The sequence below is a fragment of the Rhizobium redzepovicii genome (assembly GCF_019793435.1).
GTDB classification, from domain to species: Bacteria; Pseudomonadota; Alphaproteobacteria; order Rhizobiales; family Rhizobiaceae; genus Rhizobium; species Rhizobium redzepovicii.
Genome location: NZ_JAILYH010000015.1, coordinates 15,489 through 31,693, shown reverse-complemented (window position 1 = coordinate 31,693; position 16,205 = coordinate 15,489). Strand labels below are relative to the sequence as shown.

Here is a 16,205-nt window from a genome sequence, read left to right as displayed (position 1 = left end):
GGCCGTTGCGTCGGGCTTTTTCACAGCCCACAGCCGCCCGGCACCAGTCTTGATCCGGCGTTCGCCGCGGAATTCCGGTGTTTTCCAGCGCTGGATGGGGCTGTATCCGCATTCCCCATCCAGTGCCCATCGGCCCGGCTAGATCGGTTGACCGACGTCGATGCGGTTGCCGTCGGGATCTTCGAACACAAAGGCCCGCAATCCGTAGTCCTTGTCCTGAAGGCTTTTGATGATCCTCAGCCCATATTGTCGGCAAAGCGCATGCAGTGCGTCGACATCGTCCACGATCAAATGCGCGACATTGAAGTCCGCAGCCTTGTGGGTCGGCTGCAAGGTGAGATGCAGCTCGCCCTGATCGCGCTTCAGGATCATAAAGCCGACAGGATTTCCGTTCTCGAATATTTTCTTGAAGCCGAGGACATTGGCGTAAAAGTCGTAGGCCTTGGTCATGTCCTTGACTGGCAGCATGGCGGCAATTCGTCCGAAACGAACACCGTGATCGGCGATATCATTCATCGCAGAACCTCTGATTGCGAAGACGCACACAGCCTCCGGACGGTGCCGGCAGAGATGTTACGCTCCGATGTTTCGATCAGCAGGACGGTGCCCACGGGCCTTAGTTTATATCCTCGGATAATCTCCGGCGGAAGAGGGCAACGGATTCCCGCAGGATTCTCTCGGATCTACGACATTTCGTTTCAATGGGGTAAGACACTGCTTGCGCGAGACAACACGCCTGGGAATTGACAAAGATGCTCATCCGAATCGAGACGCCTGATGATATCGACGCAATCCATGATCTGACATCGATTGCTTTTGAGCCGATGGCTTACAGCGACGGCACGGAAGCGGCGATCATTGGGAGGCTTCGCGCCAGCGGCGATCTGACGGTGTCGCTGGTTGCCGAAGAGGACGGCGAGATTCTCGGGCATGTCGCGTTTTCGCCGGTAACGATCGACGGCATCCATGCGGGTTGGTTCGGGCTCGGCCCGATCTCGGTCAAGCCGGACAGGCAGCGGCAGGGCATCGGCAAGGCGCTGATCGCCAGCGGGCTGGAATTGCTGGAGGAGATGGGCGCCAGCGGATGCGCGCTGATCGGCAATCCCGACGTCTATCGCGGCGCGGGCTTCAGCAGCGACGGGAGACTCAGCTATCACGATCTCGATACGCGGCTCGTCCGACACATTGTCCTCCACGGGCCGGCGCCGAGCGGTACGCTTCGGTTCGCTCCGGCGTTCGAAAGCTAGATGTTCAACAGAAGGCGATGACATGTCCGGAACCGGCGCGATCACTCTCCGAACCGAGCGGCCAATTCTCCGGAAACCCGAGATCGATGATTTCGAAGCCTATGCGAGGCTGATGGCTTCGCCGCGGTCGGCCGGAATGGGCGGCCCGTTCGATCTCAGGGCCGCGTGGGGGATGTTCTGCCACGACGTGGCGCTCTGGCAGCTTTTCGGGCATGGGGCTTTGATGATCGCGCTTGCCGAGAGCGGCGAATGCGTCGGTCAGGTGGGGATCAATCATGGGCCGCTCTTTCCGGAAAAGGAACTGGGGTGGTTCGTCTATGGGCCATGAGGGCAGGGGTTATGCGACCGAGGCGGCCCTGGCGCTGCGGGACTGGGCCTTTTCGACGCTCAAGTTGCCATCGCTGGTAAGCTATATCGCTCCCGGCAATGCCGCATCCGTTGCCGTTGCGGAGCGGCTTGGGGCGCGTCTCGATCCCGCAGCGCCCCGAACCGTTCCTGCCGATCTTGTCTATCGTCACTCGGCCTCGTGAGATCAAGTTCGCAGGCGTAAGGCGGTTGACGGACGTCTCAATCCTTACATCTTGATAGGTCAGGATCGGGCTCTGCAAGAGATGGGGTGCCGGATGACGGACGCGAAGCGTGAACATTGGGACGAGGTCTATCGCACGAAAGCGGCCGACAGCGTCAGTTGGTATCAGCAGACGCCCGGGCCTTCGTTGCATGTGCTCGATGAGCTGCAACTGCCGGCCTCGGCTTCGCTGATCGATGTGGGGGGCGGGGCATCGAGCCTTGTCGACCGTCTCGTCGAGCGCGGCTGGTCCGATCTCACCGTGCTCGATATCGCCGCGCCGGCCCTCGACGTCGCCAAGGCGCGGCTCGGGGACGAAGCCGTTCGAATCACCTGGTTGGTTGCCGACGTCACCGCATGGAAACCTGATCGCCGGTACGATGTATGGCACGACCGGGCCGTTTTTCACTTCCTGACCGATCCCGGGCGGCGGCTGGCCTATCGCCATGCGCTCGAAACCGGTACGGAGCCGGGAAGCATCATGATCATCGCGACCTTCGCGCCGGACGGGCCGGAGCGGTGCAGCGGTCTGCCGGTCCAGCGTTACGACGCGGCAGCGCTTGCGACCGAATTTTCGTCCGCCTTCGCGCTCGAACGCGAGTGGCGTGAGGAGCACACGACACCCGGCGGCGGCCGGCAGTCTTTTCAGTGGTGTGTCTTTCGCCGGCGCTGAGAAAGCGGACGGAGCGGTTACTTTGCTTCCAAGCGATCGAGGATGAAATCCGCCCGTTCAGCAACCGCGATTTTCGGCAGCGTGACGACGTCGTAGCCAAGCGTTGGGTAGATCGCGGCAAGCCGGCTATATTCTGCGACCGCCTCGTCAAAGCCGTGGCGGCGCTCGGGGTCGGTGAGATAGATTTCCGGCCATGGCGGGGTGATAAAGACCCTGGTGTTATAGCGGTGGAAAGCGCTCAATTTTTCCAGGATCGGTTCTCCGGTCAGGTGCTGAAGCGCCGACGCGGCATCGATCAGCCCACGATCGAAAAAGGTCCAGCCGGCCTGCCCGCGCGCCGCCGCGTGGTCGGCCGCCGCCATCTCGATCGCGCGGCGGGCGAAGGCCGCGATGTCGATCCAGGGCAGGGCCGCGCCGTCGCCTTCGAGCTCCTGCTTGACGATCCGTCGGCCAGGCTCTTCGACGATCGCATGACCGCGACGGCCGAGTTCAGCAAGCAGGGTCGACTTTCCGCCGCCGGAACATCCGGAAATGAGCACCAACCTGTTCATGATTTAGCCGGCCCGGCCCGCGCGCGCCACGCCATGTTCCACCAGCCGGTCGATGACTTCGGCATAGCTGATGCCGCTTGCCGCCATCGCCTTGGAATACATGCTGATATCGGTGAAGCCGGGGATGGTGTTGAGCTCATTGATGACGAAGCGCATATCCGAGGTCAGGAAGAAATCGACGCGCGCCATTCCATCGCAGCCTACGGCCCGGAAGGCTTCTGCCGCTGCGTCGCGCATGGCGGCTTCGACCTCGGCCGGCAGCTCGGCCGGCACCTTCAGCGCCGCGCCGTTCTCGTCGATATATTTGGCATCGTAATTGTAGAAGCCGTGGCTTTCCGCCGGGACGATCTCGCCGGGGCGTGAAACGAAAAGCTTTCCAGCCGCATCCTCCAGCACGCTGAATTCGATCTCGCGGCCGGTAATAAACTCCTCGGCGAGCAGGGTGCGATCGTGGCGGAAGGCTTCGGCAAGAGCGCCTGCGAATTCTTGGCTGGCATGAACCTTGGCGACGCCGATCGACGATCCCTGGCGCGCCGGCTTGATGAACAGCGGCAGGCCGAGTTCGTTCTCGAGCGCTGCGAGCGACGGGGTCGTCCCTTCATGGATCGTCACGGCGCGGGCGACCGGTAGGCCGGCCGCCCTGAGCAGCCGCTTGGCGATCTCTTTATCGAGCGCTGCGGCCGAGCCGAGGATGCCGCAGCCTGCAAGCGGCACACGCGCCACCTGCGCCACCCCCTGTACCGATCCGTCTTCGCCATGGAGGCCGTGCAGCACGGGAAACAGCATGTCGATCGCCGCCAACTCATGCGGTGCGCCATTAGCAGGGATCGCCATTACCCGGCCGCAGCCGCCCGGCACGAGGCAGATTTCCGTGCCCGATGAAGGTGTCGCCAAGGCGCCGTCCACGAAGCTGCTCGTGAGCCACCGCCCCTCGCGGGTGATGAAAATAGGAAAGGCGTCATACTTCTCGGGCTTGAGCGCACCCATGACGTTGGCTGCTGAGAGCACGGACACCTCGTGCTCGGCCGAGCGGCCGCCGAAAAGCACGGCGATGCGCAGCCTGTTGGGGGAAGGGGTCATGTAAGCCTCCGGAAGGGTCAGGTTTTGAAAGGGTCAGGCGTCGACAGATATGCCGCGATTGGCGAAGAAACGGTCGAAGACGGCAAGCGGCAGCGTCACATCAGCCTGGCTTGCCTCGTCATGGCCGGACGGGTTGTGGAAGCGGATCGCCTCGTCGCTCGCCGCCGTCACCAGCACCAGATGACCGCCCTTCGACGGCGGCTGGCGCTCTGGCCAGCGGATGCCCGAATGCACAGAGGCGATAAGGAAGCGCCGCTTTGATAGAAGCTCTGGAATGGCAGACGTCTCGACGCCTGTCACCGTCTCCGCGCTCAGCGCGAATCGGTCGGCGGCAAAGCGGACGAAGGGTGCGTAGATCAGCCCCTTGATCGAAGCATCGATCTCGTCGACGACATAACCGCCATAGGCCGTGCAGGCGCGGGCAAGCTCAAGGGTCGGATGGATCTCACCGCGGGCGGCAAGGATCATCTTCAGGCAGGCCATGCCGCAGACATTGACTGCCCAGCGCGCATATTCCTCGATCGTCGCGGCGCCGGAATGGCGCCAGAGCGGATCGCCGAGCAGGGCCTGCGCCCCCTCGGCAAGCACCGGCAGCGTCATGCCGGGTGTTTCCCATTGGCTGAAATAGGGCACGCCGCTCTGCTGCTGCATTCTGTCGATATCCCCGTGGCTCGCTGCGAGATGGCGGGCAATCTTGGCTTTTTTTCGAGCGTGCCGAGGAATGTGGAGGAGGGCTGACCGGGCCTCCTGGTCGGCCTCACGCCGATATTTGACGATGAGTGAAAGCTCTTCATTTGAGTCTGGCGGCGGTCGCGTTTGCGCCAATTGTTGATATTGCGATCGCCTTCAAAGCCGATAGTATCCGTAGCATTCTACGTCTGCCCCAAGCCGAGGAGCACATGATGCGGGACGATGAAGCCAACCCTAGTCTTGCTCTTGGCCTTTACAGGTCAGCGTACTTGTTGGCTTTATCGTCATTGTCACATATTTCTTCTGGGAGATGTTCAGCGCGACCGCTGCCGTTAATCGGCTTTCAGTTGCAGCAAACAATTTCCACTACATTGAGCGGTGTGATTCCAACGGCAATCTGATTGACACAGGCGAACCTAACTGCGTTGATCTGGGTGATTATCTGCTCATAAATGGCCCTGTTCTCAAGGCTCTTCGAAGAGCATGTGCCTATGGTTCAACACCGGCTATGCTGATCCTTGAGAAAGGCAAAGCGTCGAGAATCGACATCGCTCGTGTGGAAAAGTCCTTGGCTTGGCGAGTGACAAACAAAGTAACCGGCCCCTGCTAACCGCCTACCACAGCACGACGGAATCAAACTTCAATCCTTCCGCAATGACTGCCTCGGGCCGAAAGCGGCTAGCGGCTTTTACTGGCTAGCGGCGTGGCAATATACACCGCGCCACGCCGCAGGTCTTCACTCCCATGCGCCATCACCCTATCTTTCAGCCTCCGGCCAGATCGGCTGGCTGATGCTCTGCAGCAGTTCCGGTTCGACGCCGTCGATGCGGGCGATGACGGCTTTGGCCATTTCGCGGCCGGCCTGACGCACGTCTTCCTGGACGGTGATGATCTCCGGGCGGATCCAGTTGAGGATCGGCACCGATTGCTTGGATACCATGTCGAGGTCGCGGCCGAGCGCCTTGCCGGCGGCCTCGATGCCGGCATTGACGGCGATCGCCGCGCTGCCGGCCGAACAGACGATGCCGTCAGGGGCATTGGGTGAGCGCATCATCACCTCGACGACGTCGCGAATGTCGGCGAGTGGCGCGTCACTGTTGACGCGCAGCGGCACTTCCTCGGCGCCGTAATCATGCAGGCCGGTCTGAAAGCCGATGCGGATATGGGCGTAATAGGTGAGCTTGCTCGGCGGCTGCAGCAGGGCGATGCGCCGCCGGCCGCGTTTGACGAGCCGTTCCACCGCCTGGTGGGCGAAGGCTTCGTTGTTGAAGTCATGGAAAGGATGTGTGAGACCGGCGTCGGTGCGCCCATGGGTGGCGAAGGGCATGCCGCGCTCGGTCAGCAGCCGCACGCGCGGATCGTCCGGCTCGATGCGCGAGATGATGACGCCATCGGCCGAGCCGGTATCGAGGATATAGCGCACCGGCAGCATCGGATCCTTGCTGTGGGAGTGCGGCGTAACGACAATATGATAGGGCGTGCCGGACAGGACCTCGGAGATGCCGAAGACCATCTGGCTCGAAAAGCCCATGATCTCTTCGTCGATGCTGAGGACCAGGGCAATGACGTTGGTCTTGCCGGTGCGCAGGCGTACGCCGGCCCTGTTTGGCTGGTAACCGAGCTGGCGGGCGACCATGCGCACCCGCTCTTTGGTTTCCGCCCCGATGTCGGGCGCATCCTTCAGGGCGCGTGACACTGTCGTCACGCCGAGCCCGGTCATGAAGGCGATCGTCTTCAACGTCGGGCGTTCGCGCGCCGCTGGCGATGCTGCTTGCCCGAAATTTCCCTTGTTTTCCATCCCTGCAGGCCTGCCTCGCGCGAATTGGTGTCGCTTATAGAGGCTTTTTCAGGCGCCGTAAGCCCGCCGCCTGCCGAAATCGCGCCTCCCTAAGAAGCGCAATCTGTAACGATACAGTTGAAATGTCGAGAATTTTTTCCTGTGTGCATTGCGGCATTGTGTGCATAGGTTGAATCCACGGCTCATGCCCTGATTTTTTGCACTTGCGAAATGGATGCGGCGGAATTTAATACAACTATTCAGAATTTACTGTGTATTATCAATTTTTTAAATTGAAAGTGCATGTGCGAGATCGTTCGCCTGAATGCCCGTTCGGTGGGGATGGTCGGGCCGCCAGGAAACATGCACAAGTAGTAATTCCCATTGTCGCGGAAAAATTTGAAGGCGGGCGGTTGCGTGCTGAAATCGATTGATCTAAGTTTTTCCGGCAACGTTTCAGTGAGGGAGGAAAACTCATGAAAATTCGTATTATGGCGGCTCTGCTTGCCGCTTCGGTCGCGCTTCCGCTCGGCGCCGCCAATGCTACCGATCTCGAAGTCACGCATTGGTGGACATCAGGCGGCGAATCGGCTGCTGTGGCCGAGCTGGCGAAGGCGTTCGACGCGACCGGCAATCACTGGGTCGACGGCGCGATCGCCGGTTCCGGCGGCACCGCCCGTCCGATCATGATCAGCCGCATCACCGGCGGCGACCCGATGGGCGCCACCCAGTTCAACCATGGCCGCCAGGCTGAGGAGCTCGTTCAGGCTGGCCTGATGCGCGACCTGACCGACGTAGCGACTGCCGAGCACTGGAAAGACATCATCCGCCCGGCGAGCCTGCTCGATTCCTGCACGATCGACGGCAAGATCTATTGCGCTCCGGTCAACATCCACTCCTGGCAGTGGCTGTGGCTGTCGAATGCCGCCTTCAAGAAGGCCGGCGTCGAGGTTCCGAAGAACTGGGACGAGTTCGTCGCCGCCGCTCCGGCCCTCGAAAAGGCCGGCATCATTCCGCTCGCAGTCGGCGGCCAGCCGTGGCAGGCGACAGGCGCCTTCGACGTGCTGATGGTCGCCGTCGCCGGCAAGGATACCTTCAACAAGGTTTTCAAGGACAAGGATGCGGAAGTTGCCGCCGGTCCTGAAATCGCCAAGGTGTTCAAGGCCGCCGACGATGCGCGGCGTATGGCCAAAGGCAGCAACGTCCAGGACTGGAACCAGGCCACTAACCTCGTCATCACAGGCAAGGCCGGCGGTCAGATCATGGGCGACTGGGCGCAGGGTGAATTCGCGCTCGCCGGTCAGAAGGCCGGAACCGACTACACATGCCTGCCGGGCCTCGGCGTGAACGAGATCATCTCGACCGGCGGCGATGCCTTCTACTTCCCGCTGCTGAAGGACGAGGAAAAGTCCAAGGCGCAGGCCGTGCTTGCCAAGACCCTGCTCGATCCCAAGACCCAGGTTGCCTTCAATCTGAAAAAGGGCTCGCTGCCGGTTCGCGGCGATGTCGATCTCGCCGCCGCAAACGACTGCATGAAGAAGGGTCTCGACATCCTCGCCAAGGGCAACGTGATCCAAGGTACCGACCAGCTGCTTTCGGCCGACAGCCAGAAGCAGAAGGAAGACCTCTTCTCCGAATTCTTCGCCAACCCGTCGATGACGCCGGAGGACGCTCAGAAGCGTTTCGCCAAAATCATCGCTTCGGCTGACTGATCGGTAGATTCGCTGCCTTTGCGATCCGGCTCTTGAGGAGCCGGATCGTCCCCCGGACCAATGGTCCGGCCGGCGGCGTGTCTCCGGCATTCCGGCGAATCCCGGGACAGGATGGCAAACGCTGCCAACCCGTTCTGCTACGGGTCGCAGCTGCGAATTGAGGAGAAGTGTTCATGACGGGTCAAGCGCAAGCAGGCCGGCCAATCAAGTTACTGCGCAATCTGAATGCCAAGATTGCGTCCATTCCGATGATCCTGACAGCGCTGGTGATCTTTGTCGGCGGCACGTTCTGGACGGTCTTTTATTCCTTCACCAATTCCAAGCTCCTTCCGCGGTTGAGCTTTGTCGGCATCGATCAGTACGAGCGCCTCTGGGCGGCACCCCGCTGGGTGACGGCGATCGAGAACCTGGCTCTCTACGGCGTGCTCTCGCTGATCTTCAGCCTGGTCATCGGTTTCATGCTCGCCGCGCTGATGGACCAGAAGATCCGTTTCGAAAACACCTTCCGCACCATCTTCCTCTATCCCTTCGCGCTGTCCTTCATCGTGACGGGCCTTGTCTGGCAATGGGTTCTGAACCCCGATTTCGGCATTCAGTCGGTCGTGCGTTCGATGGGCTGGACGAGCTTCACCTTCAATCCGCTCTATACGCCTGAAATCGTCATCTACGGCATTCTGATCGCCGCGCTCTGGCAGGGAACGGGCCTCGTCATGTGCCTGATGCTTGCCGGCCTGCGCGGCATCGACGAGGACATCTGGAAAGCGGCGCGCGTCGACGGTATCCCGATGTGGAAGACCTATCTATTCATCGTGATCCCGATGATGCGGCCGGTGTTCATCACCACAATCGTCATCATCGCCTCCGGCATCGTCAAGGTCTACGACCTCGTGGTGGCGCAGACATCGGGTGGGCCGGGCATTTCCTCGGAAGTGCCGGCGAAATACGTCTACGACTACATGTTCCAGGCGCAGAACCTGGGGCAGGGCTTTGCTGCCTCGACCATGATGCTCGTCACCGTCGCGATCATCATCGTTCCGTGGGCCTATCTCGAATTCGGCGGAGGGCGCAAGCGTGGCTGATGTAGGAACTCTCAACACCACCGTTGCCGGTATCGATGCCGTCGCACCGAGACTCGGCGAAGGCCCGAGCGGCGCGAAGCCGCGCCCGGCGCTGTCGTCGCGCAACATCATGCTCTACGGAACGCTGACCATCGCGGCGCTCTATTATCTGCTGCCGCTCTACGTGATGGTCGTGACGTCGCTGAAGGGCATGCCGGAAATCCGCCTCGGCAATATCTTCTCGCCACCGATGGAAATCACCTTCGAGCCCTGGGTGAAGGCCTGGGCGGAGGCCTGCACAGGCTTGAACTGTGATGGCCTGTCACGCGGTTTCTGGAACTCGGTGCGCATCACCGTGCCGTCGGTCATCATCTCGATCGCCATTGCCTCGGTGAACGGTTATGCGCTGGCAAACTGGCGCTTCAAGGGGTCAGAGCTGTTCTTCTCGATCCTCATCATCGGGGCGTTCATTCCCTATCAGGTGATGATCTATCCAATCGTCATCATCCTGCGCGAAATCGGCATTTACGGCACGCTGACCGGCCTTGTTATCGTGCATTCGATCTTCGGCATGCCGATCCTGACACTGCTGTTCCGCAATTATTTCGTGTCGCTGCCGGAAGAACTGTTCAAGGCAGCGCGTGTCGACGGCGCGGGCTTCTGGCAGATCTTCCTTAAGATCATGCTGCCCATGTCGCTGCCGATCTTCGTCGTCGCGATGATCCTGCAGGTGACCGGCATCTGGAACGACTTCCTGTTCGGCGTGGTCTTCACCCGGCCGGATACCTATCCGATGACCGTGCAGCTCAATAACATCGTCAATTCCGTCCAGGGCGTGAAGGAATACAACGTCAACATGGCGGCAACGATCCTCACCGGTCTCGTGCCGCTCATCGTCTACTTCGTGTCGGGACGGCTTTTCGTCCGCGGCATCGCCGCTGGCGCAGTGAAGGGTTGATCCCATGAACGTGAATTCAAGTGTCTCCAACTCAAGCGTTTCCATCAAGGATCTGTCGCTGAATTTCGGCGCGGTGAGCGTGCTGAAAGATCTCAACCTCGACATCAACGACGGCGAGTTCCTGGTGCTGCTCGGCTCGTCCGGCTGCGGCAAGTCGACCTTGCTGAATTGCATCGCCGGCCTGCTCGATGCCTCTGAAGGGCAAATCTTCATCAAGGGCAAGAACGTCACCTGGGAGGAGCCGAAGGACCGCGGCATCGGCATGGTGTTCCAGTCCTATGCGCTTTATCCGCAGATGACGGTCGAGAAGAATCTGTCCTTCGGCCTTCGCGTTGCCAAGGTGCCGCAGGCCGAGATCGACAAGCGGGTGGCACGTGCCTCCGAAATCCTGCAGATTCAGCCACTGCTGAAGCGCAAGCCGGCTGAGCTTTCCGGCGGCCAGCGCCAGCGCGTGGCGATCGGCCGGGCACTGGTGCGCGATGTCGACGTCTTCCTGTTCGACGAGCCGCTGTCCAACCTCGACGCTAAGCTGCGCTCGGAGTTGCGCGTCGAAATCAAGCGCCTGCACCAGTCGCTGAAGAACACGATGATCTACGTCACCCATGACCAGATCGAGGCGCTGACGCTTGCCGACCGCATCGCCATCATGAAGAGCGGCATCATTCAGCAGCTCGATGATCCGACGACGATCTACAACAGGCCGCGCAATCTCTTCGTCGCCGGCTTCATCGGCTCGCCGTCGATGAATTTCCTGCGCGGCGAACTGGTCAAATCAGGCGACGGCATTGCCTTTTCCGCCAACGGCGTCATTTTCTCGCTCGCTGCCTACGACGCCAATGAGGTGCTGCAGCCCGGCCGCAAGGTGGTGCTCGGCGTTCGCCCAGAGCATATCAAGGTCAACGAGAATGTCGGCGGCGAAGAGCATGACGCGACCGTCGATATCGAGGAGCCGATGGGTGCGGACAATCTCCTGTGGTTGAAACATGCCGGTCACACGATGTCGGTACGCGTCAACGGTGCGCGCCGCTTCAACGTCGGAGCCAAGGTAAAGCTGAGCTTCGACATGACGGTGGCTTCGGTGTTCGACGCCGAGAGTGAGCTGCGTCTCTAAGGAAATTTGCGGGCGGGCCGGAGATCGGGCCGCCTGCCTGCTGTAGGGCTGTTTGTATGAATTCTACCAACGCTCCACCCTCCCTGAGGCCGGCGCCAGCTTGGCAAGAGGCTAACTTCGCTCTCCGTCATCCTCGGGCTTGACCCGAGGACCCATGCCGAGGCTGCCGATTGATGCCGAGTGGATGCTCGGGTCAAGCCCGAGCATGACGGGGAAGAAGGGTCACAACGAACGACAATGGCCGGACGGCGATCATGCGCCGTCCATTTCAAAACCGTAATTCGGAAACGACATCGTGACGCATTCATCGACCAACCCCAATATCGACCTTTCCGGTTCGTGGCAGCTCGCCTCCGTCGATGGCGAGATTCGAACCGCGATCATGCTGCCGGGCGACATACATACGGCGCTCCACCGGGCAGGGCTGATCCCCGATCCCTATTTCGGCCGCAACGAGGAAAAGGTGCAGTGGGTCGCCGAGCGTGAATGGGCGGTGGAGCGCAGCTTCACGCTGCAGGAGGTCGACGGCGACTGGTATCTGGATATCGACTACCTCGATACGGTCGCCAGCGTCCACGTCAACGGCTTCCTGGCGCTCGAAGCCGACAACAGCTTCCGCCGCTACCGGCCCGATGTGTCCAGCATGCTGAAATCTGGCGACAATCTCATCCGCATTGTCTTCGCCTCCAACCCCGCCGTCGGGGCCGAGCGGCAGAAGAAGCAGCCCTTCTATATCCCCTACAGCACGGGCAATTCGCCGATCCCGGATGGCAACATGCTGCGCAAGCCGCAATGCCATTTCGGCTGGGACTGGAATATCGCCATTGCGCCGTTCGGGCTTTACGGCACGATCGCGCTGAAAAAGCTCGAGACCGCGCGCATCGAACATGTCGTCACCCGCCAGACGCATAATTTTGACGGTTCGGTCGATCTGACGGTGACGGCGACGCTCTATTCCAAGGGGCCGAGTATTGCGCAGGTCTATTTCGATCTCGATGGCGAGCGCGTGCGCCTCGATGTCGGCGTCCATGGCGAGACCCATGTCAACCATCTCTTCCATATCGACAATCCGCGGCTATGGTGGCCTTCCGGCAGCGGCGAGCAGGCGCTCTATAGCCTGTCCGTCGAATTGCCGACGGATGAGGTGACGAAGCAGATCGGTCTTCGCACCATCGAGCTGATTACCACGCCGGATGCATCAGGCAGCCGCTTCGCCTTCAAGGTCAACGGCCGCGAGATCTTCTGCCGCGGCGCCAACTGGATCCCGGCCGACGCGCTGTTTTCGCTGTCTTCGCCTGAAAAGACCGAAGATCTGCTGCAATCGGCCGTAGCCGCCAACATGAACATGATCCGCGTCTGGGGCGGCGGCTTTTACGAGCAGGATCATTTTTACGATTTGTGCGACCGGCTGGGCCTGATGGTCTGGCAGGACTTCATGTTCGCCTGCAACCTCTATCCCTCGACCGAGGACTTCCTCGACAATGTGGCTGTTGAGGTCGACTACCAAGTGCGCCGGCTTTCCTCACATCCCTCGATCGCGCTCTGGTGCGGCGACAACGAGCTTGTGGGAGCGCTCACCTGGTTCGAGGAATCACGGAAAGACCGCGACCGCTATCTCGTCTCCTACGACCGCCTCAACCGGACGATCGAGCAGGCGGTGAAGAAGGCGCTGCCCGGCGCGCTCTGGTGGCCGTCGAGCCCGGCATCGGGTTATCTTGATTTCGGCGATGCGTGGCATGCCGACGGCTCAGGCGACATGCACTACTGGTCGGTCTGGCACGAGAACAAGTCGTTCGACAATTACCGCTCGGTGCGGCCGCGCTTCTGCTCGGAATTCGGCTTCCAGTCCTATACCTCGCTGCCCGTCATCAAGACCTATGCCGAGGAGAAGGACATGAACGTCGCTTCACCCGTTATGGAACTGCACCAGAAGAATGCCGGCGGCAACGAGCGTATCGCCGGCACGATGTTCCGTTATTTCCGTTTCCCCAAGGATTTTCCGAATTTCGTCTATCTCTCCCAGATCCAGCAGGGCCTCGCCATCAAGACGGCGGTGGAATATTGGCGGTCGCTCAAACCCCATTGCATGGGCACGATCTACTGGCAGCTCAACGACACCTGGCCGGTCGCCTCCTGGTCCAGCCTCGACTATGGCGGCCGCTGGAAGGCGATGCATTATCTCGTCAAGCGCTTCTTCCAGCCGGTCGCGGTCGCAGCCATTCCTTCCGAGGACGGCAAGACGATCCGCCTCTCGCTGGTCAACGACACGCTTGAAGATATCAGCATCGATCTTTCGATCTCGGCTCTGACCATGAAGGGCGAGCGCCTGCACCTGAAGGACGTGCAAGCCGTGTGCTCGCCGGATGCGGCGGTGACGGCTGCGAGCATCGACGTCTACGAAATTCCCGCCGACACGCTGCTTGCCTGGCATTTCACCGCGTCGAACGGCATGGGCGGCGAGGGGCATTATGTCAACGGCACCTATAAGGCGCTGGAATTGCAGCCTTCGGGCCTGACCGCCACTCACGAATATGTCGAGGAGAGTGGCGCGATCGATATCAACGTCACCGCGAGGGGACTTGCGCTCTTTGTGATGATCGAGACCGGTACGGACGGCAAATATTCCGACAATGCCTTCGACCTTGCAGCCGGCGAGAGCCGCCGCATCACCTTTACTCCGGCACGGCCGCTTGATCGCGGCGCGCTTCCGGAGTTCCGGTTCTACGACCTGCATTCCTGCCAATCGGCGGATTGATCCTTCCCAAGCATGGGCACGAGGCCCGAGGAGAATATGATGACGAAACTCAGCTACCAACTGTACAGCGCGCGCAACTTCCAGCCTTATTCGGCGATTTTCGAAAAGCTCGGCAAGGCGGGTTATGCCGAAGTCGAGGGCTTCGGCGGCATTTATGCCGATCTCGACGATGCGGGGCTGAAGAGCCTTCGCGCCGATCTCGACAAGAACGGCCTGGTGATGGCGACCGGCCATTTCAGCCCTGATTTCCTGGAAAAGGACGTGCAGAAGTCGCTGAACATTGCCAAGATTCTCGGCATTGATTCCATCTATGCGCCGCATCTGGCCGCTGAGCAGCGCCCTACCGACGCTGCCGGCTGGGTCGCCTTCGGCAAACACCTGCAGCAGATGAGCAAGCCGTACAAGGAAGCCGGCTACGAATTCGGCTGGCACAATCACGATTTCGAATTCGTCAAGCTGGCCGACGGCTCGCTGCCGATCGAGCGCCTCTTCGAGGGGGCGCCTGATATTTCCTGGGAAGCCGATATCGCCTGGGTCATTCGCGGCAATGCCGATCCTTTCGCCTGGATCGAAAAGCTTGGCTCGCGTATCACTGCCGTGCATGTCAAGGACATCGCGCCGGCTGGCGAGGCCAAGGACGAAGACGGCTGGGCCGATGTCGGCCACGGCAAGGTGGAATGGGGCAAGCTGATGACGGCCCTGCGCGCCACCAAGGCGAAGCACTTCGTCGTCGAACATGACAATCCCAAAGATATCGACCGCAACATCAGCCGCTCGATTGCATCCTTCCAGACTTATTGAGGCACATCATGACCAGGGAACTTGGCGTCGGCATCATCGGATGCGGCAACATCTCCACCACCTACTTTTCGCTGGCACCGCTCTTCAAGGGGCTGAAGGTGCTGGCCTGCGCCGATATCAACGTGCAGGCGGCCGAGGCGCGCGCCAAGGAATATGGCGTCAAGGCGCAGACGATCGACGCGCTTCTCGCCAATGACGAGATCGACGTCGTCGTCAACCTTACGATCCCGGATGCGCATTTCCGGGTGTCGAAGTCGATCCTCGAGGCTGGAAAACACGTCTATTCCGAAAAGCCGCTGGTGCTTTCGCTTGAGGAGGGTGAAGAGCTTCGCCACATCGCTAGGGAAAAGAACCTTGCCGTCGGCTGCGCGCCGGACACCTTCCTCGGCGGCGCCCATCAGCTCGCCCGCAAGTTCATCGACGACGGCGGCATCGGCCGGGTGACGTCGGGCGCCTGCTACGTGATGAGCCCCGGCATGGAGATGTGGCATCCGGACCCGGATTTCTTCTTCCTGCCGGGCGGCGGCCCGATCCTCGATCTCGGCCCCTATTACATCGCCAATCTGATCAACCTGATCGGTCCGGTGAAACGCGTCGGCGCCATGACCTCGATGGCGTCGCCGACCCGCACCATCACCAGTGAGCCGCGCAATGGCGAGATCATCCCTGTGAAGACACCGACGACGATCCAGGCGCTGCTCGAATTCGTCAGCGGCGCCACCGTGACGCTGTCGGCGAGTTGGGACGTCTGGTCGCATCGCCATGCCAATATGGAGCTCTACGGCACCGACGGCTCGCTCTACGTGCCGGATCCGAACTTCTTCGGCGGCACGGTCGAGGCAAGCGGCCGCGACAAGAACATCAAGCCGCTCGATGACTGGGAGCATCCATTCGGCAAGATCAATCAGGAAAACCCGAACGGAGCGCGCGCCAACTACCGCACCGCCGGCCTTGCCGACATGGCGATGGCGCTGATCGAAGGCCGCGACGCGCGCTGCTCGCTCGACCGCACGCTGCACGGGGTCGACGTCATGACCTCGATCCTGAAATCGGGCGAGGACGGGCGTTTCATCGACCTCACCACGACCTGCACGCAGCCGGCCGCTCTCGGCATCGAGGAGGCGCAGGCGCTGTTGAGATAGCGGAGCTCGCGTCGTACGCTTGCCGTATCGGCGCGGTTGTTTCAATAGTTTCGTCATGCTCGGGCTTGTCCCGAGCATCTAC

The 16,205-nt window shown here is 60.9% G+C and carries 14 protein-coding genes and 1 pseudogene; 10 read left to right on the top strand and 5 right to left on the bottom strand.

What is annotated here, in order from left to right; all coding sequences use genetic code 11:
* Positions 1 to 138: 138 nt before the first annotated feature.
* Positions 139 to 516, bottom strand: coding sequence for a VOC family protein (locus K6N12_RS22875; RefSeq protein WP_097625789.1), 378 nt, complete (start codon positions 514 to 516; stop codon positions 139 to 141).
* 236 nt (positions 517 to 752) lie between these two features.
* Here K6N12_RS22875 and K6N12_RS22870 point away from each other — a divergent pair, with 236 nt between their 5' ends.
* From K6N12_RS22870 to K6N12_RS22860, 3 genes and pseudogenes are all read left to right on the top strand, one after another.
* A complete protein-coding gene (locus K6N12_RS22870) occupies positions 753 to 1,247 on the top strand; it encodes a GNAT family N-acetyltransferase (RefSeq protein WP_097625788.1) in 495 nt (164 codons plus the stop codon).
* Between the two features lie 22 nt (positions 1,248 to 1,269).
* Positions 1,270 to 1,777: pseudogene (locus tag K6N12_RS22865) on the top strand (GNAT family N-acetyltransferase).
* A 93-nt stretch (positions 1,778 to 1,870) separates the two neighbouring features.
* The gene (locus tag K6N12_RS22860; RefSeq protein WP_097625787.1) at positions 1,871 to 2,488 is read left to right on the top strand and encodes a class I SAM-dependent methyltransferase; all 618 of its coding nucleotides are present in this window, start codon (positions 1,871 to 1,873) and stop codon (positions 2,486 to 2,488) included.
* A 17-nt stretch (positions 2,489 to 2,505) separates the two neighbouring features.
* Here the strand turns inward: K6N12_RS22860 and K6N12_RS22855 are convergent, their stop codons facing one another.
* The 4 genes from K6N12_RS22855 to K6N12_RS22840 all read right to left on the bottom strand — a co-directional run bounded on the left by K6N12_RS22855 (position 2,506) and on the right by K6N12_RS22840 (position 6,607).
* Positions 2,506 to 3,039 (bottom strand): AAA family ATPase, encoded by a 534-nt coding sequence (locus K6N12_RS22855; RefSeq protein WP_097625786.1) that lies wholly within the window; start codon positions 3,037 to 3,039, stop codon positions 2,506 to 2,508.
* A gap of 3 nt (positions 3,040 to 3,042) precedes the next feature.
* On the bottom strand, positions 3,043 to 4,119 hold the full coding sequence (locus K6N12_RS22850) for a D-alanine--D-alanine ligase family protein (RefSeq protein ID WP_097625785.1): 1,077 nt from the start codon (positions 4,117 to 4,119) through the stop codon (positions 3,043 to 3,045).
* A 33-nt stretch (positions 4,120 to 4,152) separates the two neighbouring features.
* A complete protein-coding gene (locus tag K6N12_RS22845; protein WP_097625784.1) occupies positions 4,153 to 4,770 on the bottom strand; it encodes a C39 family peptidase in 618 nt (205 codons plus the stop codon).
* A gap of 796 nt (positions 4,771 to 5,566) precedes the next feature.
* The gene (locus K6N12_RS22840) at positions 5,567 to 6,607 is read right to left on the bottom strand and encodes a LacI family transcriptional regulator (RefSeq protein ID WP_097625783.1); all 1,041 of its coding nucleotides are present in this window, start codon (positions 6,605 to 6,607) and stop codon (positions 5,567 to 5,569) included.
* Between the two features lie 455 nt (positions 6,608 to 7,062).
* Here K6N12_RS22840 and K6N12_RS22835 point away from each other — a divergent pair, with 455 nt between their 5' ends.
* The 7 genes from K6N12_RS22835 to K6N12_RS22805 all read left to right on the top strand — a co-directional run bounded on the left by K6N12_RS22835 (position 7,063) and on the right by K6N12_RS22805 (position 16,123).
* On the top strand, positions 7,063 to 8,298 hold the full coding sequence (locus K6N12_RS22835) for an ABC transporter substrate-binding protein (RefSeq protein ID WP_097625782.1): 1,236 nt from the start codon (positions 7,063 to 7,065) through the stop codon (positions 8,296 to 8,298).
* Between the two features lie 173 nt (positions 8,299 to 8,471).
* Positions 8,472 to 9,377 (top strand): carbohydrate ABC transporter permease, encoded by a 906-nt coding sequence (locus K6N12_RS22830; protein ID WP_097625781.1) that lies wholly within the window; start codon positions 8,472 to 8,474, stop codon positions 9,375 to 9,377.
* Complete coding sequence (locus K6N12_RS22825) at positions 9,370 to 10,314, top strand: carbohydrate ABC transporter permease (RefSeq protein WP_003594053.1); 945 nt, start codon at positions 9,370 to 9,372, stop codon at positions 10,312 to 10,314. Before K6N12_RS22830 ends, K6N12_RS22825 begins: the two co-directional genes overlap by 8 nt.
* A gap of 4 nt (positions 10,315 to 10,318) precedes the next feature.
* Complete coding sequence (locus K6N12_RS22820; protein WP_097625780.1) at positions 10,319 to 11,425, top strand: ABC transporter ATP-binding protein; 1,107 nt, start codon at positions 10,319 to 10,321, stop codon at positions 11,423 to 11,425.
* Between the two features lie 295 nt (positions 11,426 to 11,720).
* Positions 11,721 to 14,180 carry a beta-mannosidase gene (locus tag K6N12_RS22815; protein ID WP_097625779.1) on the top strand — a complete coding sequence of 820 codons (2,460 nt, stop codon included), beginning with the start codon at positions 11,721 to 11,723 and terminating at the stop codon, positions 14,178 to 14,180.
* Positions 14,181 to 14,219: 39 nt separating this feature from the next.
* Positions 14,220 to 14,981 (top strand): sugar phosphate isomerase/epimerase family protein, encoded by a 762-nt coding sequence (locus tag K6N12_RS22810; RefSeq protein WP_097625778.1) that lies wholly within the window; start codon positions 14,220 to 14,222, stop codon positions 14,979 to 14,981.
* A gap of 8 nt (positions 14,982 to 14,989) precedes the next feature.
* Positions 14,990 to 16,123, top strand: coding sequence for a Gfo/Idh/MocA family protein (locus K6N12_RS22805; protein WP_222148976.1), 1,134 nt, complete (start codon positions 14,990 to 14,992; stop codon positions 16,121 to 16,123).
* The last annotated feature ends 82 nt before the right edge of the window (positions 16,124 to 16,205 follow it).

Coding starts and splice junctions, on each gene's coding strand:
- K6N12_RS22875 (WP_097625789.1), bottom strand. CDS start 516: ATGAATGATATCGCCGATCACGGTGTTCGTTTCGGACGAATTGCCGCC.
- K6N12_RS22870 (WP_097625788.1), top strand. CDS start 753: ATGCTCATCCGAATCGAGACGCCTGATGATATCGACGCAATCCATGAT.
- K6N12_RS22860 (WP_097625787.1), top strand. CDS start 1,871: ATGACGGACGCGAAGCGTGAACATTGGGACGAGGTCTATCGCACGAAA.
- K6N12_RS22855 (WP_097625786.1), bottom strand. CDS start 3,039: ATGAACAGGTTGGTGCTCATTTCCGGATGTTCCGGCGGCGGAAAGTCG.
- K6N12_RS22850 (WP_097625785.1), bottom strand. CDS start 4,119: ATGACCCCTTCCCCCAACAGGCTGCGCATCGCCGTGCTTTTCGGCGGC.
- K6N12_RS22845 (WP_097625784.1), bottom strand. CDS start 4,770: ATGCAGCAGCAGAGCGGCGTGCCCTATTTCAGCCAATGGGAAACACCC.
- K6N12_RS22840 (WP_097625783.1), bottom strand. CDS start 6,607: ATGGAAAACAAGGGAAATTTCGGGCAAGCAGCATCGCCAGCGGCGCGC.
- K6N12_RS22835 (WP_097625782.1), top strand. CDS start 7,063: ATGAAAATTCGTATTATGGCGGCTCTGCTTGCCGCTTCGGTCGCGCTT.
- K6N12_RS22830 (WP_097625781.1), top strand. CDS start 8,472: ATGACGGGTCAAGCGCAAGCAGGCCGGCCAATCAAGTTACTGCGCAAT.
- K6N12_RS22820 (WP_097625780.1), top strand. CDS start 10,319: ATGAACGTGAATTCAAGTGTCTCCAACTCAAGCGTTTCCATCAAGGAT.
- K6N12_RS22810 (WP_097625778.1), top strand. CDS start 14,220: ATGACGAAACTCAGCTACCAACTGTACAGCGCGCGCAACTTCCAGCCT.
- K6N12_RS22805 (WP_222148976.1), top strand. CDS start 14,990: ATGACCAGGGAACTTGGCGTCGGCATCATCGGATGCGGCAACATCTCC.